Below are 26,281 nucleotides of genomic sequence, written 5' to 3' on the forward strand. Positions count from 1 at the left end.
AAATCCCGGCGCCCTTTTCGTTTGCCACCATCCCGCAGAGGCGAGGATCAGCCTTTCGGCGCGACACTGCCCGGCGCGCGCTCCAGCAGATCGGCGAAATCGCCTGCCGGGCTGACCGACGGCATGGCCGCCATGGCGCGGGCCAGTTGCGGGCCGCTGGCCTGCGCAGGGCTGCCTGCCAGCATCTCGAAGACCGGCGCCGAGGGAAGACCCTGGAAGGCCCCCGCATAGCGCGCGTGGAGGCTGCCAAGCGCTTCCTCGCGGCCCAGCATGGCCAGCGAGATCGCATGGCGCAGGACGACCGCCTGCCCCACGGCATCGAGCGCCACGCCCTTGGGCAGGCCCGAAGCCGAAGCATCGGCATAACGCGCCCAGTCGCGCTGCTTCCACAGAATTTCGGCCCGCAGGGTTTCCGCATCGGGTACGTCCTGAAGGACCGCCATCGCCTCGTCGATCCGGCCGATCTGGCTGAGCGCCGCTGCCTCGACCCGCTTGCGCGCGGCGATCATGGCATCGGGGAACGAGGGATCGTCGGACTTGCGCAAGGTATCCAGCGCCCGGTCGGGCCGACCCGCCAGAATGAACAGCGATGCCACCCGCGCCGAAAGCGGCCCACGCGCCAGATCGCCGGCGCGGACGAAGAGCTGGTAGCTCAGCAGGTCTCCGGCGCGCTCGTAAAGGCCTGCCTGCTGGAGCCGTTCGGCCAGATGGCTGGCCATGAGGTCGCCCTCAGCCCCGCCCGGCGCGATATCGCGGTAGTCCCAGTAAAGCCCTGCCGCCTTGTCCAGCGGCAGCTTGCGCGCGGGGTCGAGCGCATCGGTCAGCTTGGCGCGCAGCCCCGGCAGGAAGTCCACCCCCTGCCGCGCAACGTCGTGATAGCGGAACAGGGCCGCACCGGCCGCCAGCGCACCGGAGAGATCGCCGCGCGCATCGTAGAGCTGGTAGGTCAGTCGCAGCGCACGTTCCTCGATGGCATCGCCGCGCCAGGCATAGCGGATCGCATCGAGCCGCTTGAGCGCGGCTTCCGGGCCGACGGTGTGGTGGGCCACTTCCGATTCGACCTCGCTGAGCCGCGCATCCATGCGCTGTTCCATCGTCCCCGAGCGCTCCACCCGCGCGAAGCGCAGGCGGGCCTGATCGACATGGCCCTGCGCGAGTTCGGCGCGGCCGCGATAGAGATTGGCCGCCGGGTCGCGGTCGGGGAGCGGTGTCAGCCACTGCATCGCCTTTTCGGGCGCCCCGCCTTCGATCGCCGCACGGGCCGCCGCCAGCACGAAGGCCTTGGGACGCGGAGTGCCCAGCGCCGTGCGCGCGCAGTCCAGCTGTTGCAGAGCCTGCTCGCCCATGGCGCTCTGCGCGAGCGCGCGCAGGCGCCATGCGCAGGCCTCCGGGTTACCGTCGAGGCCCGGGACGCCGAGCGAGGCAAGAGCATCGGGATAGCGCCCCAGCAAAGTCAGCGCCGCGCCCTGGGCCAGGCGGTAGGTGTCCACCATTTCGAGGTCGGGATCGTCCTGCCGCATGACTTCGAGCACGCCGAAGGCTTCCGCGCCGCGCTCCAGACCGATCAGGCTGCGGGCATAGTTCCAGCGTGCCTGCTGCCGCTCGGGGCGGGGCACGCGGGCGAGACGGGTCCAGGCCTCGGCCTCGGACAGCTTCGCCCAGGCCGCCGGTCCGACGATCGCCGGCTGCTGCGCGAGATCGGCGGCAAAACCGGGCAGGCGCGACGCGGGCGGCAGGGTTACCGCGGCGGGCGGGTTCGAGACGACAGGCGCCGCTTCGGGCGCAGAAACGGTCGGCGCGGCAAGCAGTGCCGCGCCGGGAACGAGCGCGGCGGAGGCCAGCAGGCGGGTCAGAATCACAGCAAGGCTCCGGGGTGCAGGACCGAAATCGTGAACAGGACCCCGCCGAGCGCGCAGCCGATCAGGAACAGCAAGGCGCCCAGTACAATCCAGATCCGGCCGCCGGACTTGCCACCTTCCGCGTCGTTCGCGGCAAGCTGGGGCGCATCGGTGCGCCGTCTTCCGAGGTTTTGCTGGTCGGGGCTGGAGGTCTGGGAACTGGCATCCGGCGTTCCGGAGGAAAATACCCTGACTCTCGCCGGGCGCCGATCGTCACTCATCTTAACCTGACTCCTGGGGTTTCGTTCTATTATAGAAGGAGAAGCCGCCGGGCGGTCCTTGCCGGGCGGGTCGATCTGGAGTCTTCGATGCCGCGTTCCGCCTCTTCCCGCCGTGCCCAACGGCTCGCAGCACTGCTTGCAGCGAGCGTCGCGGCCATGGCGACGGCCGCGCCGACGCAGGCCGAAACCAAGAATGCCGAGGGCAAGAAACCCGACCCGATCCCGCCGCCGGACCCATCGTTCGTCGTGATGGACCCGATCGACGCACCGATCGTCGACAGCGGCCGCATCGACGGCGTGCTTCACCTCTCGCTCGCGGTGAAGATGAAGTCGGCCGAGAACGCCGCCGAACTCTCCAAACGCATGCCCGAACTGCGCGCCGCCTCACTGGCAGCGGCGATCGAGTTCGCGCGGCTCCACGCCTCGCCTTATGCGCCGGTCAACGTCGCCCGGCTTTCGGCGATGATGGCCCCGCCGATCAAGCGGCTCGACAGGGGAGTCGAGAAAGTCCTGATCGTGAAAGTTTCCGCCGACGAAGGTTGAGAACAGAGCCTTCGACTGGGAACCAGGAAAAAGCCCCCGTCCGATCCGGACGGGGGCTTTTTCGTTTCATCGTCTGACCAGCCTTACTGGGCAGGCGCTGCGGCAGGTTGCCCCGGCTTCCCGGCAGCGGCAAGGGCCTGCGGCTTGCCCCGCTTCGGCTGCGGCGCAGGAGCCGGAGGCGGCGCCTTGACAACCTTGCGGCCCGCCAGCGCCATCGACAGTTCGACGGCGGAACTCGGCGTCATATAGGCCATGATCTGCGCCGTCGCCCGCTCGCGCATGCGGCGCGCGACCTGGGTCTGCACCTCGATGTCGAGCTTCTCGAAAATCGGCGCGGCGCGCTGGGGCTTCATCGTCTGGTAGATGCGCGCAAGATTGTCGTAAGGCACTTCCGGCTCGGCGGCGTTCTTGCCGGCAGGCGGTGCGGCAGGGTCGGCCTGGTTCTGCTGGGCCTGACCCGCGAGACGCGCCTCGCTCGCCTTGACCGCCTGCTCGCGCATGTCGAGCTTGCGGCGCTCGGCCGCCATGGTCCGGTCGCGCTGGGCGCTGGCGTCCTGGAGCGAGGCGCCGAGGCGACCGGAATCGCCCTTCACGGTCGTGACCGGCGGGGCCGCGAGCGCGATGGCATTGGCCACCGCCGCCACTCCGGCCACACCCAGGATCAGCCGCGTGGGCGTCACCAGGTTGCGAAGCGGCGCCAGCGCGGCACCGATCCGCCCACCAGTCGGCGAAGGGGCCTCAGGGGTTATCATGCAACCGCGCTTTCACGCGAGGCGCGGGCGGCGGCGATGCTCACAACACCGTTGTCACCGCTCACGAAGTCGTTGGTAGCAGCCGGGACCGCGACCTTGCGGCGCGAACGGGTACGGGCCGGAGCGGCCTTCTTCTCGGCTTCGAGGATACCCGCGACGACGGTTTCGGCGTCGGTGGACTTGGCCGCCGATGCCGGTTTGGCGGTACGGGGCTTGGTCGTGCGCGGCTTGCGCACGGCGCGCTTCTTCGGAGCCTTTTCCTCGGCCTTGGGCGTCTTGGCGGCGGCTTCCATGATGCGGTCGGCAACGGCATTGCCGATGCCCACCATCAGGGTCAGTTCGTCGCGGATTTCCTCGGCGGCGGCGATGGAGGTCTGCTGCGCGGCGCCATCGGTCGCCAGTACGCGCTTGAGATCGCCGAGCACGACGCGGGCCTGACCCGTCGCCCGTTCGATCTGGGCGACGCTGTCGGCCAGCTGGGTGTCGCGCAAGGTGCGCAGGCGGCGGCTCATCCGCGCGCTCTGCACGAGCACGGAGACGCAGAGCAGGATCAGCACGACATTGATCGTTGTGGCGAAGGTCATTTCGGATACCCCTTGGAAATGTCAGTGGCCATGCGGATGGCGATATTGCTCGAACGCTGGCCGATATGCGCGCGGCCCAGCGGCACACCGCCGCACTGGACCTGAAGCGCATCGTTCGGGCTGTGGCTGAGGGCGATCGTCTGCCCGACCTTGAGAGTCATCACGTCGCGCAGGCTCATGAGCTTTTCGCCGAGCACGACATCCACGGTGACTTCGGTATTGGTAAGTTCGCTGGCCATGTGCGCCGCCCAGATGCGGTCGCGGCCGAGCTTTTCGCCCATGAAACGTTGCAGCAGCTTGTCGCGCACCGGCTCGATCGTCGCATAGGGCAGGAGGACGGAGAACTTGCCCCCGCGCCCTTCCATGTCGACGCGGAAGGTGGCGACCGCCGCGATATTGCTGGGACCGGCGATGGCGGCGAAGCGCGGGCTCGATTCCATGCGCTCGACCACCATGGTCACCGGCTCGATCGCCTCGAAGGCGGCCGAGAGATCGTCGAGCGCAAGCTGCACCATCTTGGAGACGAGCATCGTCTCGATCGTGGTGAAAGCGCGGCCCTCGACCCGCATCGGGCGCGAGCCCTTGCGGCCGCCCAGCAGTGCATCGACGACGGCGTAGATCAGGCCGGAATCGACCGTGACGACGCCGTAGTTCTCCCATTCCGTGACCTGGAACACCCCGAACATCGCGGGCAGCGCCACGCGGTTCATGAACTCGCCGAAGCGGGTCGAGGTGATTTCCTCCAGTGTCACGTCGATCGCGTCCGAGGTGAGGTTGCGCATGCTGGTGGCGAAGGAGCGCACCATGCGTTCGCAGACCACTTCCAGCATGGGCAGCCGCTCGTGGCTGATCACGTTGGACTCGATCATCGCCTTCAGCCCGCTCTTGGGCGCGGCCGGCATGTCGCTGTCGAACCCGAACAGCGCATCGATGCTGTCCTGGTCGAACATGTCGTCGTTGATCGCGCCCATCTTGGGCGGATCGGGGAGGATGAAGTCGTCGAAGTCGTCGCTCATTGCTGGACGAGGTCCTGGATCAGCACGTCCTTGACCATGCCGGCGCCGAGCGCCTGGGTCGCGCGCGTCATCATCTCTTCCTTGATGCGGAACACCGCCGCCGATCCGTTGAGATCGTCGGGCCGCAGTTCGCGCAGGAAGGGCTGCAGCGCGTCGAGGACGACCGGCAGCTTGTCCTTGACCTTGTCGGCCTTGCCGTTCGCCGCGACGATGATGAAGCGCAGCTTCAGGAAGCGCGCCTGGCTGTCGCCGCCGCGCAAGTTCACGATCATCGCCGGCACTTCGATATAGGATGATTTGTCACCACCCTCGGCGGCCCCTTCTGCCGCGGCCTCATGCTCGCCGCCGCTGTCGCCGCCGCTCATGAACCACCAGGCCCCGCCGCCGCCCGCGAGCAGCGCCAGGACCGCGGCCCCGCCGATAACCAGCATTTTCTTGCCGGGCTTCTTGGGCTCCGGAACATCGACCGCCGTAATGTCGATCACGTCGTCGCTGGACACTTTCATCCCCTTGGCTCGTGGGATGCACCCCCTTCATGGAAAAGGTACCGGCGCATCCGCTTTCGCGATTTCGCCTCTATTATAGGAAAGCTGAGCGGCAAAATCTGCCTAGCGCCGAATATCTGGAACTTTTTCGCAAGGTGCCCGAATGGACGTCTCTTCCTTCGTACTGCTGAGCCACGAACAGGCCCTGCGCCGTCAGCTCGACATCACCGCCAACAACATGGCGAACACCAGCACCGTGGGCTACAAGCGCGAGCAGGCGCTGTTCCACGAATATGTCGAGACGGTGAAGGACGCGCCCGTAGAGGATGCCCGCAAGACATCCTTCGTGCTGGACTTCGGCGCCGTGCACGATGCCTCGCAGGGCGCCTTCCAGTCGACCGGCAATGCGCTCGACGTGATGATCGACGGCCCCGGCTATCTCAATGTCGAGACGCCCGAAGGGGGTGTCGCCTATACGCGGGCGGGCTTCGTGAAGATCCTGAGCACCGGCGAACTGGCGACTTCCGGCGGCCAGCGTCTGCTGGACGAGAACGGCCAGCCGATCGCCATTCCCGCCGACCTCCAGAACCGCGTCACCATCACCGAGGACGGCACGGTCATGGCCGGCGACGGCCCGGTCGGCCGCCTTGCAGTGACCGACTTCGCCGACGAGAACATGCTGGAGGTGCGCGGCGACGGCATGCTCACCGGCACCAACGGGCGCATGCTCGGCCAGGCGCAGACCAAGCTCAAGACCGGCGGGGTCGAGGCCTCCAACGTCGAGCCGATCACCGAGACCACCCACATGGTCGAGATCCTGCGCTCCTACCAGACCAGCCAGCGCCTTTCCTCCGACCTCAACGACATGCGCAAACGCGCGATCGACCGGCTGAGCAAGCTGGGCTGATCGCTTTTCGTCTCTCCGTCATTCTCAAGAAGGAACCGCCATGCGTTCGCTCTCCATCGCTTCGACGGGCATGCTTGCCCAGCAGACCAATGTCGATGTCATCTCGAACAACATCGCCAACATGAACACTACCGCGTTCAAGCGCCAGCGCGCGGAATTCCAGGACCTGCTCTACCAGCAGGTCTCGCGCCCCGGTGCCAATACCAGCGAGAACGGCACCAAGGTCCCGACGGGCATCCAGATCGGCGCGGGCGTGCGCACCGGCGGCGTCTATCGCATCACCGAACAGGGCGCGCTGACCAATACCGGCAATACTTATGACATGGCGATCGACGGCCCCGGCTACTTCCAGATCACCATGCCTACCGGCGACATCGCCTATACCCGCGCCGGTTCGTTCCAGCTTTCGGACCAGGGCGAACTCGTCACCACCGATGGCTACCTCGTCCAGCCCAACATCACGATCCCGCAGGGCGCGCTGGACGTCACCGTCTCCAAAACCGGCGAAGTCCAGGTGAAGATTTCCGGCCAGGCCGAGATGCAGACCGTCGGCCAGCTCGAACTCGCCACGTTCATCAACGAGGCGGGTCTCGAAGCGATCGGCTCGAACCTGTTCCTCGAAACCGGCGCTTCGGGCCAGCCCACCGTCTCGACCCCCGGCCAGCCCGCCTTCGGCACCCTGAGCCAGGGCTTCGTCGAAGCCTCGAACGTCAATCCGGTCTCGGAAATCACCTCGCTCATCACCGCGCAGCGCGCCTACGAGATGAACAGCCGCGTGCTGAAGACGGCGGACGAGATGCTCCAGACCTCGACGCAGATCAGCTAAGGCCATGCTCACCGCACTCCTTCTCGCCCCCGCGCTCGCGACCGCCCCGGCCATGCCGTCGGGCGAGCCTGCGCCGGTTCTCGCCCGCACCGTCGAACGCGGCGAAGTCCTCACCCAGTCGGACTTCATCACGGCCCCGGTCTTCCCGGCGATCGCGCGCAATGCGCTGAGCCCGGCCGAGGCGGCGGGGCAGGAGGCGGTGCGCCGCCTCAATGCGGGCGCCCCCGTGCGCTCGACCGACCTCGCCCCGCCGCGCCTCGTGCGGCGCGGCGAGGCGGTGACGATCTCGCTGATCTCCGGCGCGCTCAAGATCACCTCGGCCGGACGCGCGCTCAGCGACGGCGGCAAGGGCCAGCAGGTGCGCGTGCTCAATCTCGCCACCAACCGCACGCTCGATGCCGTCGCCATGGGCTCGGGAGACGTGCGGATCACCGCACAGTAAGGAAGGACCGGCCGTGACCAACCGTTTCGCACCTTTCGTTTCCGTGCTCCTCGCCGCCAGCCTGCTCTCGGGCTGCGGCGCGGTGGGCCGGCTCAAGAACGTCGGCAAGCCGCCGAAGATGTCGGCGGCGGAAGACCCGGTCGCGCCCCGGCTCGAACCCTCGCTCGGCAACCATTCGGTGGACGACCGGGCACTGGCGGCGAACGGGCAGCAGGCCGACGCGGCCCGCGGCGCCTCGCTGTTCCGCACCGGCGGCGGCGCCTTCTTCCGCGACCAGCGCGCCTCGCGCGTGGGCGATATCGTGACGATCCGCATCAACATCGCCGACAACGCCCAGGTCGCCAACTCGACCACCCGCACCCGCAACGGCAGCGAGAGCGGCGGCATCGCCGCCCTGCTCGGCCTGGAAAGCCAGATTCCCAAGATTCTGCCGGGCAGCCCCGATCCGGGCAACCTCGTCAGCACCGATTCCAAGTCGAGTGCAACAGGCGTGGGCAACACCACCCGCAGCGAGCAGATCAACATGACGGTCGCCGCCACGGTCATCGGCGTGCTACCCAACGGCAACCTCCAGATCCGCGGCAAGCAGGAAGTGCGGGTCAACTACGAGCTGCGCGAACTCGTCGTCACCGGCGTGATCCGGCCCGAGGACATCGCCCGCGACAACTCGATCAAGCACTCCCAGATCGCCGAGGCCCGCATCAGCTACGGCGGACGCGGCCAGCTTACCGACGCCCAGCAGGCCCGGTGGGGACAACAGATCTACGACGCCCTGTTCCCGTTCTGACCGGGCGTCATTGCTGCATGAAAGCGCCTCTCCGGCAATTGCCGGAGGGGCTTTCGCCGTATTTAAAGTCCATCTGGCCATTAGACCCGAGATTTTCGGCGTTTTCGACCGTAACAGCGCGAATAATTTTTTTCCGATAAATCCCGGAGACTTCCTCTCCTTTCCTAGAATGAATGTGCAGCCGGAAGAATTCCAGCTGTGTGCATGGCGGCACTCCCGCCATCTGGCCGCAGAACTCGGCCTGTATTTCTAGAAGGAAGATAAAATGGCGTTTTCGGTTAACACCAATGCCGGCGCAATGGCGGCTCTTCAGAGCCTCAACGCGACCAACAAGGGCATGAACACCACCCAGAGCCGCATCAACACCGGCCTGAACGTGGCTTCGACCAAGGACGATTCGGCAAAGTACACCGTCGCGCAGAGCCTGCGTGGCGACCTTGCCGGCCTGACCTCGGTCAACTCATCGCTCAACACCGCCAAGAGCACTGTGGACGTTGCCGTCTCCGGCGTCGAACAGATCTCGGACCTCGTCAACCAGATGAAGTCCAAGGCCTATGACGCTGCCAGCGTGGCCGACACCGACACCACCAGCCTCGAAGCCCTCCAGAAGGACTACGACGGTCTGAAGTCGCAGGTCGACTCGATCATCAGCTCGTCGGACTTCAACGGTGTCAACTTGCTCAAGACGGGTGGTGGCTCGGTCAGCTCGCTGCAGACCCTCGACACCGCCGCCGCAGGCAAGCTGACGGTGGACAACATCGACCTCGAAGCCAATGCGACCCTGAGCGCCCTGGACGGTGCAACGGACCTCGCTGACGCAACGACCGCCGGTACCACCGTCGACACCCTCGACGCGCTGACGGATACGCTCAACGGCCACCTCAGCACTCTTGGCGCCAAGTCGCGCCAGATCGACGGCCAGCTGGAATTCAACAGCAAGCTGTCGGACGTTGTGACCACCGGCATCGGCAACCTCGTCGACGCTGACCTCGCCAAGGAATCGGCGAAGCTTCAGGCCCTTCAGGTTCAGCAGCAGCTGGGCGTGCAGGCTCTGTCGATCGCCAACCAGGCGCCGCAGACGATCCTGTCGCTCTTCCGTTAATCGGAAGTTCGATGGTCCCTCGGTTCACGCCGAAGGACAGTCGTCAGGGAGGCCAGGGTGGTTCGCCATCCTGGCCTCTCTTCGCTGGGGGAAGGGCCTGAAAGGCACAAGCCGACCGGCTACCGGCTCATGGGGCGCCCTTCGCGTCGCTCCGCCGCGGGTCCGGTCCATCAACAGCTGGAAAAGGGAGCCGCCGGCGGCCCCCAGCAGAAACTGGAATTTTCCAAATGTTCGACTTTCTGAATAACTGGAGCTTGCCGAAAAAGCTGTGGGCGGCTTTCTCGATCATCAACCTGATGATCGCCGCCGTCGGCATCAACGGCTATGTCACCACCACCTCGCTGACCGCGATTTCCAACGACCACGTCAATCGCGGTATCGCCGGCGCCAATGCGCTGTCCGACATCATCAGCGAGGCGAAGGAACAGCGGTTGCTGGTCTTCAACTATTACGCCGCCGCCAATGCGCAGGAACTGGCGAGCTTCCGCGAGCGCTACAAGGCCAGCCAGCAGCGCATGGATGCCGCCATCACGGCCTACTCCCAGATCGCCGGGGCAGATCTTTCCTCCGACGTCGCCCTGCTGCGCAAGAATTTCGAGACGCTCAAGACCGTCAACGACCGCACGCTGCAACTGCGCGACAGCGGCAATTTCGATGCGATGATGGCGATGGTCAAGAACGAGGCCAAGAACGCCTCGGTCGCCGTCACCGACCAGACCAATGCGCTTATGGACAAGGCACGCGCTAGCTCGGACGAAGCGGCCGCTGCCGGTGAAGCCACCAGCCGCACCGCGCTGACTCTCACGGTCGTTCTTGCGCTGGCGACGATGGGCCTGATCGTGCTGATCTGGCTGCTCATCAACCGCTCGGTCGCCGCGCCGATGAGCCGCATCGCCCATATCACCACCTCGCTGGCCGAAGGCGGCCACGAAGAGGTTCCCTACCGCGAGCGCGGTGACGAGATCGGCGAGATCGCCGAAGCCGTCGAGCAGTTCCGCGTCGCCGCGGCAGCGCGCGCCGAAATCGATGCCCGCCATGCCAGCGAGCAGGAAGTCGTCACCACAACCCTGCGCACCAGCCTCCAGGCGATCAGCGAGGGCGACCTCACCCAGAACATCACCGCCGAGTTCCCGCCGGCCTACGGCGAACTGAAGAACAACTTCAACATGGCGGTCGGCGCCCTGCGCGAACTGATCGGTGCGGTGGCCGAAAGCGCCGTCGCCATCCGCACCGGCTCCAGCGAGATCGCCCAGGCCTCCGAAGATCTCGCCCGCCGCACCGAAAGCAATGCCGCCAGCCTCGAAGAGACTTCGGCTGCAATCACCCAGATGGACGGGCGCCTGCGCGCCACCGCCGCCGCCGCCGGTCGCACCGTGCAGCGCGCCGACGGAGCGATGACCGTGGTCGGTTCCGGCCGCGAGATCGCCGACGAGGCAGTCCAGGCGATGGGCCGCGTCAGCGAAAGCGCCAAGGGCATCGATTCGGTGATCGAAGGTCTCGACAAGATCGCCTTCCAGACCCGCGTTCTGGCCATGAACGCCGCCGTCGAGGCAGGCCGTGCAGGCGATGCCGGTCGCGGCTTCGCGGTCGTGGCCGATCTCGTCTCGGCGCTCGCCATGCGCTCGGAAGAGGAAGCCAAGCGCGCCCGCGAGCAGCTCACCGCAACCCAGACCGACATCGGCACGGCCGTGGAAGCCGTGCAGCGCGTCGATGGCGCCCTGCAGAACATCTCGGGCGACGTGACCGAAGTGCACACCCTGCTCAGCGACATCGCCAGCGACAACCAGGCCCAGTCCTCGACAATCACCCAGATCAGCGCGACGATCGGGACGATGGACCAGGCGACCCAGCAGAATGCCGCGATGGTCGAGGAAACTTCGGCCGCAGCACGCAATCTCAACAGCGAAGTGACCTCGCTGTCGGACCGCGCGGCCATGTTCCGGATCGGCAACGAAGCCCGCTTCGGTTCGGCACCCCGCCCGGTCGCACGTCCGGCCGCGGTACCCGTCGCTACGCCTCTGGCCGCGGCAGAGCCGGTGCAGATCCGCAAGCCGATGAAGGCGCTCACCACCGCCGACGACTGGATGGACTTCTAAGCCCTTCCGCCAAGGCCAAACGGAAAAGCCGCCCTGCTCGGGGCGGCTTTTTCTTTGTCCGTCTACTTCAGCATCAGCGGCAATCCCGCCGCCACGAACACCGCGTGCTCCACCGTCGCCGCGACCTGCTGGTTGAGGCGTCCCGCCTCGTCACGGAAGCGCCGACCCAGCGGCGTGTCGGGCACGATCCCCAGCCCCACTTCGTTGGCGACCAGCACCAGCGGCCGGGGACACTCCGCGATCGCCCGGCACAGCCCGTCGAACTGCGGTTGCAGCACCGCGTCGGCCAGCATCAGGTTGGACAGCCACAGCGTCAGGCAATCGACCAGCACAGCGTCAGCCTCGTGCGCGGCGCGCTCGATCGCCCCAGCAAGGTCGCCGGGCGCTTCCAGCGTGGACCAGCGCGGCCCGCGATCCTCACGGTGACGGGCGATCCGCGCCTCCATCTCGTCGTCGAGCGCCTGCGCGGTGGCGATATAGACCAGCCGCCCCGGATGGCCTTCGGCCAGCGCCTGCGCATGGCGGCTCTTGCCGGAACGGGCCCCGCCCAGCACGAGGGTAGAGGTCATGCGCGGTACTCCGTCAGGGCCAGCAGGCCGTCGATGTCGATATGCCGCTCCATCTCGGCAGCGAGTTCGTCGAGCGCGGCATCGACCCCGGCGTGATGGTCCAGCCCGTCGCTCTCTCCGCCAAGCCGCGCCATAAGTTCGGCGCGCAGGCCCGTCGAGGCCAGCAGGCCATGGCAATAAGTACCCATGATCCGGCCCGAAGCATCGATCGCCCCGTCAGGACGCTCACCGCCAAGCAGCGCGAAGGGCTTCGCCAGCCCCCGCTCGGTCACGCCCATGTGCATCTCGTAGCCGGTCAGCTGCGCACCCAGCGCCCGGCCCGAAACCTCGCGCAGGGCCTTGCGGTCGCCGAGCACCGTCGTCACGTCGAGCAGGCCCAGGCCGGCGATCTCGCCCGGCGGTCCCTCGATGCCGAGCGGATCAGCGATCGAATGCCCCAACATCTGATACCCCCCGCAGATGCCGAGGATCATGCCGCCGCGCCGATGGTGCGCGAGCACGTCGATGTCCCAGCCCTCGGCGCGCAGAAAAGCCATATCGGCCATCGTCGCCTTGGAGCCGGGCAAGACGACAAGCGCCGCCTCGGCGGGGATCGGCGTGCCGGGCGGGATCATCGCCACCTCCACGCCGGACTCCTGCCGCAGCGGGTCGAGATCGTCGAAATTGGCGATGCGCGGCAGGACCGGGCAGGCGACGAGCAGCTTGCCGGTGCCGCCGCCCAGCCCGCGTTCGAGCACCACCGCATCCTCACTCGGCAGGCGTCCGACCGCACGCGCCCAGGGCATGACACCATAGCCGCGCCAGCCGGACAGCCGCTCGATCGCCGCATAGCCGTCCGCGAAGAGCGCCGGATCGCCGCGGAACTTGTTGATGAGAAAGCCCCGGATCATCGCCGCGTCCTCGGGATCGATCACCGCCCGCGTGCCCGCCACGGCGGCGATCACCCCGCCCCGGTCGATGTCGCCGACCAGCACCACCGGCACCTGCGCCTCACGCGCGAAGCCCATGTTGGCAATGTCCCCGGCGCGCAAGTTGATCTCCGCCGGAGAGCCCGCGCCTTCCACCACCACGAGGTCGCAGCGCGCCTCCAGACGGCGATAGCTCACCATGACTTCGGGCAGCAGGGTACGGCGCGCCTCGCGGAAATTGGCGCTGCCGAGCGTGCCGCGTACCTCCCCGTGGACCACGAGCTGCGACGTCCGGTCGGCCTGCGGCTTGAGCAGCACCGGGTTCATGTCGACATGAAGCGGCACCCGCGCGGCGAGGGCCTGAAGCGCCTGCGCCCGGCCGATCTCGCCGCCTTCCGGGGTGACGGCAGCGTTGTTCGACATGTTCTGCGGCTTGAACGGCAGGACTTTCAGCCCGCGATTGGCAAACGCGCGGCACAGCCCCGCCACCAGCACGGACTTGCCGACATCCGAGCCGGTCCCCTGCAACATCAAACCAGCCATGCGACTCCTAATGCAATAAAGGCGAGCAGCACGCAGGCCCGGCGATAGATCGCCAGCGCCCGCCGCAAGTCCGCCGCGCCTGCCGTGCGGCCCTCCTCCCCGATCCACGGCTTGGGGGCAAGAACTCCGTCGTAGACGATCGGCCCGGCGAGCCGCACACCGAGCGCCCCCGCCATCGCCGCCTCGGGCCAACCGGCATTGGGCGAAGCGTGACGGCCATGGTCGCGCAGCATGACCCGCCAGCCGCCAAATCCAGCGACGCAGAGCAGCAGCCCCGCCAACCGCGCGGGCAGCAGGTTCGCCAGATCGTCGATCCGCGCCGCTGCCCAGCCATAGGCGCGCAGCGGTTCTTCAGGGTGACCGATCAGGCTGTCCGCCGTGTTGATCGCCTTGTAGGCCCATGCCCCCGGCACACCGCCGAGCAGCAGCCAGAACAGCGGTGCGGCCACACCGTCGCAGAAGCTCTCGGCAAGACTTTCGATGGCGGCGCGCACGACGCCCGCCTCGTCCAGCCCCGCCGTATCGCGGCCGACGATCATGCCGACGGCATGGCGCGCCTCGGCCAGATCGCCCGCTTCCAGCGCTTCAAGCACCGGGCGCACGTGATCGTCGAGGCTACGCGCGGCAAGGGCAGGCCATGCCAGCAACGCGAGCGGCAGCCATGCCCATTCCCCGGTCCAGCCACGCGCGAGCCAGACCATCAGCCCCATGCCGAGCAGCACCGCCGCGATCAGCCCCAGCATCGCGCCGAGACCGGCGAGCCGCCGCGCCATCTCGGACCAGTCCGCGCGGTTGAGCCTGCGCTCGCAGCTGTAAATGACTTTCGCAAACAGCCCGACCGGATGGCCGATCAGCCCGTAGAGCCGCCCCGGCCAGCCGAGCGCGCCTTCCAGCGCCATGGCGGCAAAGGCGACCGGATCGATCATCGAAGCGCCTCATCGAGACGGGCCAGCGCATCGGCATCGGCAGGAACCCCGAACCGCACCCAACCCGGATGCTCGGCGAAGGGCCGCACGAGGATGCGCGCGGATGCCAATCGCTCGAACAGCGCCTGCCCCTCGCAGCCGGTAACGAGCCGGAACAGCGGGCATTCGCCCTCCGGCTCAAGCCCGTGGCGGCGCAACACGGCATCGAGCGCATCAGCGCGGGCGGGCAGTTCCTCCCGCGTCCGGGCAATCCATGCTTGGTCGGCATAAGCCGCCGTTCCCAGCGAGAGCGCCGCCGCGTGGACCGGCCAGCTGCCCAGCATCTGCCGCAGCAGCATCATGAGTGCGGGCGGCCCCAGCACGAAACCCAGCCGCAGCCCCGCAAGTCCGAAGAACTTCCCGAACGAACGCAGGACGATCATCCGGAACCCCGGCGCGACGGCGCGGGCGACGCTGGCTTCGGGGTGGCAGTCGGCAAAGGCTTCGTCGACGATCAGGAAGCCGCCGCTTTCGTCGATCCGCCCGGCCCATTCGATCACCGCCTCGGGCGCGCGCAGCACGCCGTCGGGGTTGTTGGGATTGGCGAGGACGAAGACTTCCTTTGCCCTCGGTTGCTCTCCGAACTGCACCGGGCGCGAGGGGAAGAACGCCTCGCGGTGGGTGCGATAGGCGGGGACCAGCGCCCTCCCCGGCAGGTCGAGCGCCTTGGCGAGCAGGCGCAGTGCGGTCTCGCTGCCCGGCACTGCGCAGCACAGGCTAGGGGCCACTCCGAAATGCCGCGCGGCCTCGGCTTCGAGGCGGGCAAGCGCATCGGGATCGGGCAAGGCGGTCCAGTCGGTGGGCTGCGTCCCCGGCCATGGTCGGGGGTTGAGGCCGGTCGACAGGTCCAGCCACTCCGCAGGCACGCCGCCATAGGCCCGCGCCGCCTCGCTCACGCGGCCGCCGTGGAAGACGAAGGCCCCGCTCATCGGATCGTCACCAGCGCCAGCAGCAGCAGGGTCTCGACGACCTCGATCCCGGCGCCGTGGCCGTCGCCCGAGATGCCGCCGATCCGGCGCCTTAACCAGTAGCCCCAAACCGGAACGGCAAGAAACAACGCCAGCAACGGCGGTGCGACGAGCAGGCCGAGGATCGCCGCCAGCACGCTCCAGAAGCCCATATGCCACCACGTCACCGCGCTGCGGAACCGGCTGCCCAACCCCTCGTGCAGCGGCGGCAGCGCCAGCGTCCAGGCCAGCGGCGCGATCCGCGCGAGCGGCGCTACGAGCAGCAAGGCCCAGACCGCTCCCGGCGCGAGGGCATGGAGCAGCACCAGCTTCGCGATCAGTTGCAGGACGATCGCCACGACCGCGAAGCTCCCGACATGCGGATCGGCCATGACCGCCGACAGCCGCGCGCGGTCCTTGTGCGCCGCGCCTGCACCATCCGCCACGTCGCCCAGCCCGTCGAGGTGCAGCGCGCCGGTCATTCCGATCCAGGCTGCCAGCCCCAGCAGCGCCGCGAGCCAAGGATCGCCGAGACGGCTTCCCAGCCACGAGGCTCCGGCCACGGCGCCGCCCACGGCCAGTCCGGCCAGCGGAAACCAGCGCATCGACTTGGCAAAGTCCTCGGCATCGGCCCGCACGGCCGGAAGCGGCAGGCGCGTCAGGAACTGGAGCGCGAGGACGAGCCGCCTCATGTCGTCTTGCCGCTGTCGAGCGTGAGAATCTGCGCGGCGGGCAGGCCCTCGCCGGGCCAGAGGCGCAGGCTGACCAGCGCACCATAGGGCAGTTCGAAGGCCCAGACTTGCCGGTGATCGAAGCCGAACAGCACCGAAAGTGCCGCACGCATGGCGCCGCCATGAGTGAGGATCAGGCTGGCGCGGTCGATCTGCGAAAGCGCCTCGCCGACGCGGGTGCAGAGCTGCGACCAGCGCTCGCCGCCGGGCGGGGCGTGGGCCTCGGGATCGTCCCAGAACCGCGCCTGCACCGCTGGATCGAGTTGCTGCGGGGCGAGGCCGTCCCATCCTCCGAAGTCGATTTCGCGCCAGCGCGGATCGAGGTCATGCCGCCGTCCGCGCAAGGCCGCGATCTGCGCGGCGGGGATGCTCGACCTTTGCAGGTCGGAGGAGACCACCCGCTCGAACGTCAGGCCCGCCGCCCGCGTCACGCAGTGGGCCACCCCGGCAGGCGTCGAAGGATCGTCGCGGTGGCCGAGCAGCAGCCCCGGCTTCACCGGCGCGCCGTGGCGCATCAAGTGGACGAGGACGCCGCTCATGCGGCCCCTGCGACCGCAGCCTCGGCGAACGTCGCCATGCCGTCATGCGCGGCCAGCGCCGAGCGCACGATCTGCGCCGCCACCGCCGCGCCCGACCCTTCGCCCAGCCGCATGCCGAGGTGCAGCAGTGGCTCCAGCCCGAAGCGTTCGAGCAGACGCACGTGCCCCGCCTCCGCCGAGCAATGCGCGGCAAGGCAGTGGCCGAGGAAGGCGGCGTTGTCCGCGAGCAGCGGCGCCAGGGCCGCGCAGGCGATGAACCCGTCGAGCAGCACCGGCACCCGCAAGTGCCGCGCCGCCAGCACCGCCCCTGCCATGGCCGCGATCTCGCGCCCGCCGAGACGGCGCAGGGTCTCGAAGGCATCGGTGCAATCGGCCCCGTGCAGCGCGAGGGCCGCCGCCAACGCCTCGGCCTTGCGCGCAAGGCCCGCATCGTCGAGGCCGGTGCCCCGCCCCACCCATTCCCCGGCATCCCCGCCGAAGATTTGCGCGGCCAGCGCGGCAGCGGGGGTCGTATTGCCGATGCCCATCTCGCCCACGAAGAACAGGTCGCTATCCGCCTTGACCGCCGCCGCCCCGGCATTGAGCGCGGTCAGACACTCCGCCTCGCTCATCGCCGGTTCGCGGGTGATGTCCCCGGTCGGGCGGTCGAGGTCGAGCGGGACGACCGCCAGCTGCGCACCGCAAGCCGCCGTCAGCGCATTGATCGCCGCGCCGCCCGCCTCGAAATTGGCGACCATCTGCACGGTGACTTCCGGCGGATAGGCACTGACCCCGCGCGCGGCGACACCGTGGTTGCCTGCGAAGATCACCGCACGAATGCGGTCGGCGCGGGGCCGCTCGCGGCCCTGCCAGCCCGCCATGAACACCGCGATCTCCTCCAGCCGCCCGAGCGAGCCGAGCGGCTTGGTGAGCACCGCCTGACGCGCACGCGCGGCGTCCAGCGAAGCACCATCGGGTTCGGGCAAGTCGGCGAGCGCGGCGGCGAAGGCGGCGCGGTTCTCGAAACGGATCATGTGCCGATGTAGCCTTCGGGCGGGGTGCGCGTGATGAAATGGCCTTTCACGCCCTGCGGCCATTCGCGGTAGGGCACCTGCCCGTGCTCGCTGGCGGCATGGCGCGAAGCATATTCGAGGATCGCACGGGCGGCTTCTTCATCCGGCGTGAAGTCGCCGAGCACATAGCCGAGCTTGCCCGGCGCCCGGATCGCCACGGTGCATTGGCGCTGGCAGGCGAAGAGACAGGGCATCTCCTGGACCGCCACGCCCTGAAGCGCGGGATCAGCCGCCTGCACCGCGCGCATGGCCTCTGCCAGCGCCGCGCCGCCGCGCTGGCCGTTCTCGTCCTCGCGCACTTCGGCGGAGTGTCGGCAGGTGTTGCACACCACCACGGAAGGGCCGGGTTCGACGGGATGCAGCATCAGAACCGGCTCCTCAGGCCCAGATAGACGGTGCGGCCAAGCGTGCCGTAGCCGCTCACGGTCTCGTATTTCTCGTCGCCCACGTTTTCGATACGTCCTTGAAGAATCAGGCCTTCCCTGACCTGCCACTGCGCGCGCAAATCCACCAGCCAGGCATCGTCCAGCGTCGCGGTGCCGGTCGCGGCGTTATAACTCTCGCCCGAATAGCGCGCGGCGATGCTGGCCCGCAGGCCCTGCGGCAGGTCCAGCCCTGCCTCGGCATTGGCCAGATGGCGCGGCACCCGTTGAAGCTGGCGGCCGTAAGTGCTGCTGCCCGAAGTGCGGTCCTCGGCCTCGATCCAGCTATAGTTGCCCTCGGCGAAGAGGATGCCCCACCGGGCCGAAGCCGTCAGTTCCAGCCCGCGCGCATGGCTGGCCTTGACGTTGGCGTAGTAACCGAAGCGCGTAGTCGTGCTGCCGGGGACGGTGCAGACGTCGGGCAGCACGCCGCTGGTCGGGCAATAGGCGAAGTCGATCAGGTTGTCGGTATCGCGCTCGAACCATGTCGCGGAAAGCCGCAGCACTTCGCCGAAGCCCTGTTCCGCGCCAAGTTCCCAGCCCCTGGCCTTCTCGGGCTTGAGGTCGCTCACGCCGTAGAGGCTGAACAGCTGGTAGAGCGACGGCGCCTTGAAGCCCTCGTCATAGCTGGCGCGCAGCACGGTGGCGCCGGCATTGGGCGTATAGACCGCACCCGCGCTGAACACCGTATTGCCGCCGAAGCGCGACTGGTGATCGTAGCGCGCGCCGCCGTTCATGGTCAGGCCCGCCAGCGGCGTCAACCGGAGTTCGCCGTAGACGCTGTCGGTATCCGCCCGTTCCGGCGTCAGCAGGTAGGGCACGGTGCTGTTGGCAGGAGAGGCAGTGGTCATCCGCTGTTCCTCGCGTTCGGCACCGAATACCGCCTGCACCGCGTCCGAGACGGTGTAGGTCCCCTGATATTCGAAGCGGCGCACGCGGCCATGGGCATCGAACGTGAGCTGGCGGAGGGACCGGGCGGGGTCGTAGTTCTCGCGGTCGGTCTCGGTCTGGAGCACGGCCACGCGGTTCGCCAGCCTGCCGTCCAGCAGCGCGAAATTGAGACCGGCATAGCCCGACCATTCCCTAGTCCGGCCATAGGCAAGCGAATCCCCTGCGATGCCGTCGAATTCGTTCTTCGAATCCGACCAGTAGCCGCGCAAGTCCAGCGAGACGCCAGGCGCGACGCGCAAGGTCAGGGTGCCGCTGGCGGAACTGCGCCGGTAGCCGTCGTCCTCGCTGCCGTTGGAGCGGGCCGAGATGCCGTCCGTGGTGAAGCGCGAGGCGGCGAGGCGCCAGTCGATCGCCTCGGATGTGCCGCCCACCCCGGCGCGGGCAGAGACGGTGTCGTGGGTCCCGGCCTCTACCGCGAAGCTGCCTTCGAGCGGCTCGACCGGGCGGCGGGTGCGCACGTTGCCGACGCCGCCGATGGCATCGCTGCCCCAGAGGATCGACTGCGGCCCGCGCAGAATCTCGATCCGCTCGGCATCGTCGACGAAGAAGTTCGCAAAACCGTAGCCGCCCGCAGTGGAGGACGCATCGGACAGGCGCATGCCGTCGATCACCATGACCGTCTGCCCGGCGTCGGCACCACGAATGCGCAGCGAGGTGGTGGTGCCGTAGCCGCCGTTGCGCGACAGGCTGATGCCCGGCGTGCGCAGGAGAATGTCGGTCAGTGCGATCGGCTGGGCGGCGACGATCTGCGCGTCGTCGAGCACGGTGACGCTGTCGGCCACGCGATCGGCGGCGACCGGAGTGCGCAGCGCGCTGACGACGATGCGGTCATGTTCCTCGGAGGCATCGGCCTCCTCGGCCTGTGCGGCCATCGGGGAGAAAGCCAGCGCGAGAGCGAGAGTGCTGGCGGCGGAAATTCGGCAGTTCACGGCATGTCCTTCAGGCGAGCATCGAACCCGGCCGGACCGACGTGCAGGCAAAGGACATGTGATCGCGGCAGGCGACGACAGGCCCTTTCGCACCGCGAGACGGCACGGCAGTGGCTGTCGCTCGGCGAGGTATGGCCCCGTTCGCCCGGCTCACCCTGTCCGGTCGAAGAACGACTGCGGCAGGCAGGTCTCCTGGCTCACGGGTCAGTGCCGGTTCAGCCGCCTTCTCGGGAGCTTGCACCCCCAATGGCGAAATGGCCGAACGGCTCGCCGCTTACAGTTGCAGGGGCAGCCCGGGCCTTGAACCCGCGTTCCCTTTTGATCCCCTCGCGGGGAACCTGTCGCAGGCGTGGCCTTATCCCGCCGGGGTGGCCCGTGCAAGTAGGGGGCAGGCCCGGTGCTTGCGCAGGCCGGCGAAGTGCCATAGTCCCACCGCCGCAAAGGGTGCCCGCCAGGGCTTAATCGGGAAGTCCGGACTGCGGGGATAGCCGCGGCGACCGGCACTGCTCCCGCAACTGTCACCGGGGATGCGCCCCGCCACCATGCCATTGGAGCCGTTCGGCTTCGAGAAGGCGGCGGAAGGCGCGAAGAGCCGGCAAGTCAGGAAACCGGCCCTTCGCCGTCGATCCTTCGCGCGGGCGGGATGTACCGGGCGAACGAGGGCCGCTTCCCGTGGGGGGAAGCCCCCTTCGCGTGACGACATGCGTGCGTTTGCGCCGAAGGGGGAATGAAGATGCGCCGCTGCCTTGCCTGCCCGTCCGGGCGATATTCATGACCGGCCCGATGGCCGGCTGCCCTGCCCTGCTCGTCACCGCGCCATCGTCGGGACAGGGCAAGACCCTCGTCACCGCCGCCCTCGCCCGCCGCCATGTCCGGGAAGGACGGCGAGTGCGGATATTCAAGTGCGGGCCGGACTTCCTCGATCCGATGGTGCACGAAGTGGCCAGCGGCGCGCCGGTCCATCAACTCGACCTGTTCATGTGCGGTGAGGACCAGTGCCGCGCCCTGCTGCACGAGGCGGCGCAGGAAGCGGACCTGATCCTGATCGAGGGAGTCATGGGCCTGTTCGACGGCACTCCCTCCTCCGCCGACCTTGCCCGGCACTTCGGCCTGCCGGTCATGGCGGTGATGGACGGGTCCTCGATGGCACAGACCTTCGGCGCGCTCGTCCACGGCCTCGCCACCTACCGGGACGACGTGACCCTGGCCGCGGTGCTCGCCAACCGCGTCGGCAGCGAGCGCCATGCCGAACTGCTGGAGCGGGGCCTGACCACCGGCAAGACGGACGGCGTGCAATGGCTCGGCGCGATGCGGCGCGAAGAGGACATGGGCCTTCCCGAACGCCACCTCGGCCTCGTGCAGGCTGGCGAAGTCGCGGATATCGAAGCCCGGATCGACCGCGCCGCCGACTTGCTCCCCGAAAGCGCGCTCTGGCTGCCCGAGCCGGTGTCCTTCCCGGCGCCCCGTCCTGCCGCGCCCATGCCCGCCGCACTGGCAGGCAGGCGCATCGCCATCGCCCGCGACGAGGCTTTCGGCTTCATCTACCGGGCCAATCTCGACTTTCTCGAACAAGCCGGCGCACAGCTCTCGTTCTTCTCGCCCCTTCGCGATAGCGCCTTGCCGGACTGCGATGCGCTGTGGCTGCCGGGCGGCTATCCCGAGCTTCACCTTTGCGCACTCTCGTCAAATCGCGCGATGATCGAAGCGATCCGGGAGCACTTCCTGGCCGGGCGCCCGATTCTCGCGGAGTGCGGCGGCATGCTCTACACCTGCGAGCGACTGACGGATACGGCAGGCAGTGCCGCGCCGATGCTGGGCCTGCTCCCTGCAAGCGCGACCATGCAGAAGCGCCTGGTCGCGCTTGGCATGCAGGAAGCGGAACTGGAAGGCCATGCCGTGCGCGGCCACACCTTCCACTATTCGCGGCTGGAGACCGCCCTCGAACCCATCGCACTCGCCCGGACGCCGGACGGGCGCAGGGGCGAGCGGATCTTCCGGCAAGGCCCGCTCACGGCGAGCTACATGCACCTATACTTCCCGTCTGCGCCGGAGCTGATTGCGGACTTGCTGGGTCAGCCCGGAACGGCTGAGCAAGCCGCCCAATAACCCACTGAGCAACCCGTCGCCCCCGCGAAGGCGGGGGTCCCGCTATCTTGTCCGCGGCGCAGGAAGAAAGCAGGGTCCCCGCCTTCGCGGGGACGACGGGGAGGTTTGGTCAAGCGATCCTTTATCAGGCGATCGCTGGCAGCTTCGCCAGGTACTTGTCGAGCGTGATCGGATAGTCGCGCACGCGCACGCCGGTGGCATTGTAAACCGCATTGGCCACCGCCGCACCCACGCCGCAGAGGCCGAGTTCGCCCACGCCCTTGGCTTTCATCGGCGAGACCTTGTCGTCCGCCTCGTCGAGGAACACCACTTCCTGATGCGGAATGTCGGCATGGACCGGCACTTCATACCCGGCAAGGTCGTGGTTGACGAAGAAACCAAAGCGCTTGTCGACCGCCAGTTCCTCCATCAGCGCGCCGCCGACGCCCATCGTCATCGCCCCGATCACCTGGCTGCGCGCCGTCTTGGGGTTGAGGATACGCCCGGCGGCGCAGACCGCCAGCATGCGCCGCACCCGCGTCTCGCCGGTATAGGAATCCACCGCCGCCTCGACGAAATGCGCGCCGAACGTCGATTGCTGGAACTTCTTGCCGAGATCGCCCCATTGCATCGTCTCTTCGGCGACGAGTTCACCGGACTTCGCCGCTTCGGCCAATGCCGCCGAACGGTTGCCCGCGCGGACCTCGCCGTCGACGAACTGCACGCTCGCCGGGTCCATGCCGAGGCGCTGGGCTGCCATGTCGCGCAGCTTGGCGCAGGCTGCGTAGACGCCCGAGGTCGCGCTATTGGCACCCCATTGCCCGCCGGAGCCTGCAGAGGCCGGGAACGACGAATCGCCCAGCTTCACCCGCACTTTCTCAACCGGCAGGCCCATCATCTCCGCCGCCGTCTGGGCGATGATCGTGTAGGAGCCGGTGCCGATATCGGTCATGTCGGTCTCGACCGTGACCATGCCGTCACCCGCCAGCCGCACCCGCGCCGCCGATGTCATGTTGATATTGTTGCGGAACGCCGCCGCGACGCCCATGCCGATCAGCCAGCGCCCCTCGCGCACTTGCGCGGGCCTTGCGCTGCGCCGGTTCCAGCCGAACCGCGCGGCTCCGTCTTCCAGGCAGCGCACCAGATTGCGCTGCGAGAACGGGCGCTCCGGATGCTCGGGATCGACCTGCGTGTCGTTGAGCACGCGGAACTTCACCGGGTCCATCGCCAGCTTCTCGGCCATTTCGTCGATGGCGATCTCCAGCGCCATCAGCCCCGGCGCCTCGCCCGGTGCGCGCATGGCATTGGCTTCGGGCAGGTCGAGTTCGGCCAGCCGCAGGGCAGTCAGGCGGTTGGCACCGGCATAGAGCAGCTTGGTCTGCTGCGTCGCGCCTTCCGGGCCGCCGCCGGGCAAGTCGCCCGACCAGCTTTCATGACCGATCGCAGTGAGCCTGCCGTCCTTCGTTGCGCCGAGGCGAATGCGCTGGATCGTCGCCGGACGGTGCGTCGCATTGTTGAGCATGAGCGGGCGCGGCATCGCGATCTTGACCGGCCTGCCGCAAGCCTTGGCCCCCAGCGCCGCCATCACCGCATCGGCGCGCAGGAACAGCTTGCCCCCGAACCCGCCGCCGATGAAGGGCGAGCGGACGTGGACTTTCTCCGGCGGCATCTGGAAAGTCGTCGCCAGTTCGCGCTTGTTCCAGGCGATCATCTGGTTCGAGGTCCAGACCGACAGGGCGTCCCCCTCCCACCAAGCGATCGTGGCGAAAGGCTCCATCATCGCGTGGTTCTGGTCGGGCGTGGTGTAAGTCTGATCCACCTGCACCGGCGCGGCAGCGAAAGCGCCTGCGAAGTCGCCCGTATGCGTATCGGCATCGTTGCCGGTGAGCGGCTGCGCGCCCGGCTTCTCCTTCGCGAGATCGAACCGCCCCTGTGCGCGGTCATACGTGATCCGCACCGCATTGGCGGCGCTGCGCGCCTGCTCGAAGCTCTCCGCAACCACCACGGCGAGCGCCTGGTGATAGTGATCGACGTTCGGCCCGCCGAGCAGTTTGGCGGTGTTCATGTTGCCCTTGCCGAGCGGCTGCGCGTTCTCGGCCGAGACGATCGCCAGGACCCCCGGCATCCGCCGCGCTTCCTCGGCATTGAAGGAGGCGATGCGCCCCTTGGCGATCCCGGCGCCGATCACATAGCCGAAGGCGGGCTTGGCCGGAACCTCGCCATGCTCGTAGGCATAGGGCGCCTGTCCGGTGGTCTTGAGCTTGCCGTCCACGCGGTCGACCGCCTGGCCGATGACCTTCATCGCGTCGATGGGATTGGTGCCCGCAGGCGTGTCGAACTTCATGCCCGGTTCTCCGCGATAAGCGCCGCCAGCGTGCGTTCGGCCAGCGTCACTTTGAAGGCGTTTTCATGCGTGGGCCGCGCTTCGGCGAAAGCCGTCTTCACCGCCGCCCCGGCGCCGTTCCGAAGCTGCGCATCCGCTGCCTCGACCCGCCATGGCTTCGGTGCGACGCCGCCGAAAGCCACCCTCCCGCTGCCGTCCTCGTTCAGCACCGCGGCCACCGAAACGAGCGCGAAGGCATAGGAGGCCCGGTCGCGAACCTTGTGGTAGAAATGCCGTCCGCCCAGGGGCTTCGGCAGGGTCACGGCAGTAATCAGTTCGCCGGGCTGGAGCACGTTCTCCAGATGCGGAGTATCCCCCGGCAGACGGTGGAACGCGCCGATCGGCACGCTGCGGGTCTTGCCTGCAGCATCGACGGTCTCGACCGCGGCATCCAGCACGCGCAGGGCGATCGCCATGTCGCTGGGATGGGTGGCGATACAGGCATCGCTGGTGCCGATCACCCCGAGCGGGCGGCTGAACCCGCCGATCGCGGCGCAACCGGAGCCGGGCTTCCGCTTGTTGCAGGCCTGGTTGGTGTCGTAGAAATAGGGGCAGCGGGTGCGCTGGAGCAGGTTGCCGCCGGTCGTCGCCTTGTTGCGCAATTGCCCCGAGGCGCCCGCAACAATGGCGCGGGTCAGCACGCCATAGTCCTTGCGCACCCGGGAGTCCGCCGCCAGCGCGGTATTGCTTACGAGCGTGCCGATGCGCAGGCCGCCCTCCTTCGTCGCCTCGATCCGGTCCAGCCCGAGGTCCTGCACGTCGACCAGATGCGTCGGCGTCTCGATCTCCAGCTTCATCAGGTCAAGCAGGTTGGTGCCGCCAGCGATGAACTTGGCGCCCTTGTTCGCGGCGACGGCAGCGGCAGCCGCAGCCGCAGTCTTCGCGCGCTCGTAGGTGAAGGCCTTCATGCCCGAACCTCCGCATCATGGGTTTCCGCGATCCGGACACCGGCGACTTCCGCCATGGCCTCCGCGATGTTCGAGTAGGCGCCGCAGCGGCAGAGATTGCCGCTCATTCGCTCGCGCATTTCCAGCACGGTCATCTCCGGCGCGCCGCCGATGTCGTCCTGGACGTGACTGGGAATGCCCGCCTTGATCTCGTCCAGCACCGCCACCGCCGAGCAGATCTGCCCCGGCGTGCAATAGCCGCACTGGAAGCCGTCATGCTTGACGAAAGCCGCCTGCATCGGGTGCAGTTCTTCCGGCGTGCCGAGACCTTCGATCGTCGTCACCGCATCGCCTTCGTGCATCACCGCAAGGCTGAGGCAGGAATTGATGCGCGTGCCGTTCACCAGCACCGTGCAGGCCCCGCACTGGCCGTGGTCGCAGCCCTTCTTGGTGCCCATCAGGCCGACATGATCGCGCAGCGCATCCAGTAGCGTCGTGCGCGTATCGAGCATCAGTGCCTGCGCCTTGCCGTTAACCTTGAATGAAACCGCCATCGTCGGGGGCTGCTGTGCCATGGGTGCCGCTCCTTCCGCGACGGACGGGATGGCGGAAATGCCGACGCTGGCTACGCCGCCCGCCAGAACCGCACGCCTGGATACCTCGAAATGCCCCGTCTCTAGCGAGGCTTCGCTCGACGTTTCGTTCATTGCC

The 26,281-nt window shown here is 68.1% G+C and carries 26 protein-coding genes and 2 riboswitches; of the genes, 8 read left to right on the top strand and 18 right to left on the bottom strand.

All coding sequences use genetic code 11. The annotated features are described in order from the left end of the window. Positions 1–47 precede the first annotated feature (47 nt). Positions 48–1,859: a hypothetical protein gene (locus ACZ1II_RS20390; RefSeq protein ID WP_465145399.1), complete on the bottom strand. Its 1,812-nt coding sequence runs from the start codon at positions 1,857–1,859 to the stop codon at positions 48–50. Beyond that, entirely contained in the window at positions 1,856–2,119 is a 264-nt protein-coding gene (locus ACZ1II_RS20395; protein WP_465145400.1) for a hypothetical protein, read from the bottom strand. Before ACZ1II_RS20395 ends, ACZ1II_RS20390 begins: the two co-directional genes overlap by 4 nt. 87 nt (positions 2,120–2,206) lie before the next feature. Between ACZ1II_RS20395 and ACZ1II_RS20400 the strand changes: the two genes are divergently transcribed. Beyond that, positions 2,207–2,662 (top strand): hypothetical protein, encoded by a 456-nt coding sequence (locus tag ACZ1II_RS20400; protein WP_465145401.1) that lies wholly within the window; start codon positions 2,207–2,209, stop codon positions 2,660–2,662. Between the two features lie 83 nt (positions 2,663–2,745). Here the strand turns inward: ACZ1II_RS20400 and ACZ1II_RS20405 are convergent, their stop codons facing one another. Genes ACZ1II_RS20405 through ACZ1II_RS20420 form a run of 4 tightly spaced genes read right to left on the bottom strand, consistent with a single transcriptional unit; the run spans position 2,746 to position 5,514 of the window. Further along, on the bottom strand, positions 2,746–3,414 hold the full coding sequence (locus tag ACZ1II_RS20405) for a MotE family protein (protein ID WP_465145402.1): 669 nt from the start codon (positions 3,412–3,414) through the stop codon (positions 2,746–2,748). After that, positions 3,411–3,998 (bottom strand): DUF6468 domain-containing protein, encoded by a 588-nt coding sequence (locus ACZ1II_RS20410; RefSeq protein ID WP_465145403.1) that lies wholly within the window; start codon positions 3,996–3,998, stop codon positions 3,411–3,413. Before ACZ1II_RS20410 ends, ACZ1II_RS20405 begins: the two co-directional genes overlap by 4 nt. Then, positions 3,995–5,014, bottom strand: coding sequence for a flagellar motor switch protein FliM (fliM, locus tag ACZ1II_RS20415; protein ID WP_465145404.1), 1,020 nt, complete (start codon positions 5,012–5,014; stop codon positions 3,995–3,997). The genes ACZ1II_RS20410 and fliM overlap by 4 nt, the downstream gene beginning before the upstream one ends. Then, positions 5,011–5,514 carry a flagellar basal body-associated FliL family protein gene (locus tag ACZ1II_RS20420; protein WP_465145405.1) on the bottom strand — a complete coding sequence of 168 codons (504 nt, stop codon included), beginning with the start codon at positions 5,512–5,514 and terminating at the stop codon, positions 5,011–5,013. The genes fliM and ACZ1II_RS20420 overlap by 4 nt, the downstream gene beginning before the upstream one ends. 148 nt (positions 5,515–5,662) lie before the next feature. On the opposite strand from ACZ1II_RS20420, the gene ACZ1II_RS20425 reads away from it, so the two are divergent. From ACZ1II_RS20425 to ACZ1II_RS20450, 6 genes are all read left to right on the top strand, one after another. Then, positions 5,663–6,406, top strand: coding sequence for a flagellar hook-basal body complex protein (locus ACZ1II_RS20425; protein WP_465145406.1), 744 nt, complete (start codon positions 5,663–5,665; stop codon positions 6,404–6,406). Between the two features lie 40 nt (positions 6,407–6,446). Continuing rightward, complete coding sequence (gene flgG / locus ACZ1II_RS20430; protein WP_465145407.1) at positions 6,447–7,232, top strand: flagellar basal-body rod protein FlgG; 786 nt, start codon at positions 6,447–6,449, stop codon at positions 7,230–7,232. A 4-nt stretch (positions 7,233–7,236) separates the two neighbouring features. After that, positions 7,237–7,674: a flagellar basal body P-ring formation chaperone FlgA gene (gene flgA, locus ACZ1II_RS20435; protein WP_465145408.1), complete on the top strand. Its 438-nt coding sequence runs from the start codon at positions 7,237–7,239 to the stop codon at positions 7,672–7,674. A gap of 13 nt (positions 7,675–7,687) precedes the next feature. Further along, positions 7,688–8,461, top strand: coding sequence for a flagellar basal body L-ring protein FlgH (gene flgH, locus ACZ1II_RS20440; RefSeq protein WP_465145409.1), 774 nt, complete (start codon positions 7,688–7,690; stop codon positions 8,459–8,461). 265 nt (positions 8,462–8,726) lie between these two features. Continuing rightward, positions 8,727–9,563 (top strand): flagellin, encoded by an 837-nt coding sequence (locus ACZ1II_RS20445; RefSeq protein ID WP_465145410.1) that lies wholly within the window; start codon positions 8,727–8,729, stop codon positions 9,561–9,563. A gap of 254 nt (positions 9,564–9,817) precedes the next feature. Continuing rightward, positions 9,818–11,659, top strand: coding sequence for a methyl-accepting chemotaxis protein (locus ACZ1II_RS20450; RefSeq protein ID WP_465145411.1), 1,842 nt, complete (start codon positions 9,818–9,820; stop codon positions 11,657–11,659). 62 nt (positions 11,660–11,721) lie between these two features. Here the strand turns inward: ACZ1II_RS20450 and cobU are convergent, their stop codons facing one another. From cobU to ACZ1II_RS20495, 9 genes are read right to left on the bottom strand one after another with little or no spacing between them, the layout of a single operon-like run. Further along, positions 11,722–12,228 (bottom strand): bifunctional adenosylcobinamide kinase/adenosylcobinamide-phosphate guanylyltransferase, encoded by a 507-nt coding sequence (cobU, locus tag ACZ1II_RS20455; protein WP_465145412.1) that lies wholly within the window; start codon positions 12,226–12,228, stop codon positions 11,722–11,724. Next, the gene (locus ACZ1II_RS20460) at positions 12,225–13,679 is read right to left on the bottom strand and encodes a cobyric acid synthase (RefSeq protein ID WP_465145413.1); all 1,455 of its coding nucleotides are present in this window, start codon (positions 13,677–13,679) and stop codon (positions 12,225–12,227) included. Before ACZ1II_RS20460 ends, cobU begins: the two co-directional genes overlap by 4 nt. Next, the gene (cbiB, locus tag ACZ1II_RS20465) at positions 13,667–14,605 is read right to left on the bottom strand and encodes an adenosylcobinamide-phosphate synthase CbiB (protein ID WP_465145414.1); all 939 of its coding nucleotides are present in this window, start codon (positions 14,603–14,605) and stop codon (positions 13,667–13,669) included. Before cbiB ends, ACZ1II_RS20460 begins: the two co-directional genes overlap by 13 nt. After that, positions 14,602–15,573: a threonine-phosphate decarboxylase gene (locus ACZ1II_RS20470; RefSeq protein WP_465145415.1), complete on the bottom strand. Its 972-nt coding sequence runs from the start codon at positions 15,571–15,573 to the stop codon at positions 14,602–14,604. The genes cbiB and ACZ1II_RS20470 overlap by 4 nt, the downstream gene beginning before the upstream one ends. Then, positions 15,570–16,283: an adenosylcobinamide-GDP ribazoletransferase gene (gene cobS / locus ACZ1II_RS20475; RefSeq protein WP_465145416.1), complete on the bottom strand. Its 714-nt coding sequence runs from the start codon at positions 16,281–16,283 to the stop codon at positions 15,570–15,572. The genes ACZ1II_RS20470 and cobS overlap by 4 nt, the downstream gene beginning before the upstream one ends. Beyond that, entirely contained in the window at positions 16,280–16,861 is a 582-nt protein-coding gene (locus ACZ1II_RS20480; RefSeq protein WP_465145417.1) for a histidine phosphatase family protein, read from the bottom strand. Before ACZ1II_RS20480 ends, cobS begins: the two co-directional genes overlap by 4 nt. After that, positions 16,858–17,874, bottom strand: coding sequence for a nicotinate-nucleotide--dimethylbenzimidazole phosphoribosyltransferase (gene cobT, locus ACZ1II_RS20485; RefSeq protein ID WP_465145418.1), 1,017 nt, complete (start codon positions 17,872–17,874; stop codon positions 16,858–16,860). The genes ACZ1II_RS20480 and cobT overlap by 4 nt, the downstream gene beginning before the upstream one ends. After that, positions 17,871–18,278, bottom strand: coding sequence for a DUF1636 domain-containing protein (locus ACZ1II_RS20490; RefSeq protein WP_465145419.1), 408 nt, complete (start codon positions 18,276–18,278; stop codon positions 17,871–17,873). Before ACZ1II_RS20490 ends, cobT begins: the two co-directional genes overlap by 4 nt. After that, complete coding sequence (locus tag ACZ1II_RS20495; protein ID WP_465147351.1) at positions 18,278–20,158, bottom strand: TonB-dependent receptor plug domain-containing protein; 1,881 nt, start codon at positions 20,156–20,158, stop codon at positions 18,278–18,280. Before ACZ1II_RS20495 ends, ACZ1II_RS20490 begins: the two co-directional genes overlap by 1 nt. Before the next feature lie 222 nt (positions 20,159–20,380). After that, positions 20,381–20,572, bottom strand: a riboswitch (cobalamin riboswitch). 68 nt (positions 20,573–20,640) lie between these two features. Beyond that, a riboswitch (cobalamin riboswitch) is annotated at positions 20,641–20,846 on the top strand. A gap of 140 nt (positions 20,847–20,986) precedes the next feature. Here ACZ1II_RS20495 and ACZ1II_RS20500 point away from each other — a divergent pair. After that, positions 20,987–22,321 carry a cobyrinate a,c-diamide synthase gene (locus ACZ1II_RS20500; protein WP_465145420.1) on the top strand — a complete coding sequence of 445 codons (1,335 nt, stop codon included), beginning with the start codon at positions 20,987–20,989 and terminating at the stop codon, positions 22,319–22,321. Positions 22,322–22,445: 124 nt separating this feature from the next. Here ACZ1II_RS20500 and paoC read toward each other — a convergent pair whose 3' ends face one another. From paoC to paoA, 3 genes are read right to left on the bottom strand one after another with little or no spacing between them, the layout of a single operon-like run. Further along, entirely contained in the window at positions 22,446–24,644 is a 2,199-nt protein-coding gene (paoC, locus tag ACZ1II_RS20505; protein WP_465145421.1) for an aldehyde oxidoreductase molybdenum-binding subunit PaoC, read from the bottom strand. Next, positions 24,641–25,591, bottom strand: a complete 951-nt coding sequence (locus tag ACZ1II_RS20510) for an FAD binding domain-containing protein (RefSeq protein WP_465145422.1) — start codon at positions 25,589–25,591, stop codon at positions 24,641–24,643. The genes paoC and ACZ1II_RS20510 overlap by 4 nt, the downstream gene beginning before the upstream one ends. After that, a complete protein-coding gene (gene paoA / locus ACZ1II_RS20515) occupies positions 25,588–26,277 on the bottom strand; it encodes an aldehyde dehydrogenase iron-sulfur subunit PaoA (RefSeq protein ID WP_465145423.1) in 690 nt (229 codons plus the stop codon). Before paoA ends, ACZ1II_RS20510 begins: the two co-directional genes overlap by 4 nt. Positions 26,278–26,281 lie beyond the last annotated feature (4 nt).

It is taken from the genome of Novosphingobium sp. BL-S-20, assembly GCF_055521635.1.

Bases quoted from the DNA above. Each gene is read 5' to 3' on its own strand.
- cobS (WP_465145416.1), bottom strand. From the start codon at position 16,283: ATGAGGCGGCTCGTCCTCGCGCTCCAGTTCCTGACGCGCCTGCCGCTT.
- cbiB (WP_465145414.1), bottom strand. From the start codon at position 14,605: ATGATCGATCCGGTCGCCTTTGCCGCCATGGCGCTGGAAGGCGCGCTC.
- ACZ1II_RS20445 (WP_465145410.1), top strand. From the start codon at position 8,727: ATGGCGTTTTCGGTTAACACCAATGCCGGCGCAATGGCGGCTCTTCAG.
- ACZ1II_RS20510 (WP_465145422.1), bottom strand. From the start codon at position 25,591: ATGAAGGCCTTCACCTACGAGCGCGCGAAGACTGCGGCTGCGGCTGCC.
- ACZ1II_RS20480 (WP_465145417.1), bottom strand. From the start codon at position 16,861: ATGAGCGGCGTCCTCGTCCACTTGATGCGCCACGGCGCGCCGGTGAAG.
- paoC (WP_465145421.1), bottom strand. From the start codon at position 24,644: ATGAAGTTCGACACGCCTGCGGGCACCAATCCCATCGACGCGATGAAG.
- ACZ1II_RS20490 (WP_465145419.1), bottom strand. From the start codon at position 18,278: ATGCTGCATCCCGTCGAACCCGGCCCTTCCGTGGTGGTGTGCAACACC.
- fliM (WP_465145404.1), bottom strand. From the start codon at position 5,014: ATGAGCGACGACTTCGACGACTTCATCCTCCCCGATCCGCCCAAGATG.
- ACZ1II_RS20495 (WP_465147351.1), bottom strand. From the start codon at position 20,158: ATGGCCGCACAGGCCGAGGAGGCCGATGCCTCCGAGGAACATGACCGC.
- flgG (WP_465145407.1), top strand. From the start codon at position 6,447: ATGCGTTCGCTCTCCATCGCTTCGACGGGCATGCTTGCCCAGCAGACC.
- paoA (WP_465145423.1), bottom strand. From the start codon at position 26,277: ATGAACGAAACGTCGAGCGAAGCCTCGCTAGAGACGGGGCATTTCGAG.
- cobT (WP_465145418.1), bottom strand. From the start codon at position 17,874: ATGATCCGTTTCGAGAACCGCGCCGCCTTCGCCGCCGCGCTCGCCGAC.
- ACZ1II_RS20400 (WP_465145401.1), top strand. From the start codon at position 2,207: ATGCCGCGTTCCGCCTCTTCCCGCCGTGCCCAACGGCTCGCAGCACTG.
- ACZ1II_RS20470 (WP_465145415.1), bottom strand. From the start codon at position 15,573: ATGAGCGGGGCCTTCGTCTTCCACGGCGGCCGCGTGAGCGAGGCGGCG.
- cobU (WP_465145412.1), bottom strand. From the start codon at position 12,228: ATGACCTCTACCCTCGTGCTGGGCGGGGCCCGTTCCGGCAAGAGCCGC.
- ACZ1II_RS20425 (WP_465145406.1), top strand. From the start codon at position 5,663: ATGGACGTCTCTTCCTTCGTACTGCTGAGCCACGAACAGGCCCTGCGC.
- ACZ1II_RS20460 (WP_465145413.1), bottom strand. From the start codon at position 13,679: ATGGCTGGTTTGATGTTGCAGGGGACCGGCTCGGATGTCGGCAAGTCC.
- ACZ1II_RS20405 (WP_465145402.1), bottom strand. From the start codon at position 3,414: ATGATAACCCCTGAGGCCCCTTCGCCGACTGGTGGGCGGATCGGTGCC.
- flgA (WP_465145408.1), top strand. From the start codon at position 7,237: ATGCTCACCGCACTCCTTCTCGCCCCCGCGCTCGCGACCGCCCCGGCC.
- ACZ1II_RS20500 (WP_465145420.1), top strand. From the start codon at position 20,987: ATGACCGGCCCGATGGCCGGCTGCCCTGCCCTGCTCGTCACCGCGCCA.
- ACZ1II_RS20410 (WP_465145403.1), bottom strand. From the start codon at position 3,998: ATGACCTTCGCCACAACGATCAATGTCGTGCTGATCCTGCTCTGCGTC.
- ACZ1II_RS20395 (WP_465145400.1), bottom strand. From the start codon at position 2,119: ATGAGTGACGATCGGCGCCCGGCGAGAGTCAGGGTATTTTCCTCCGGA.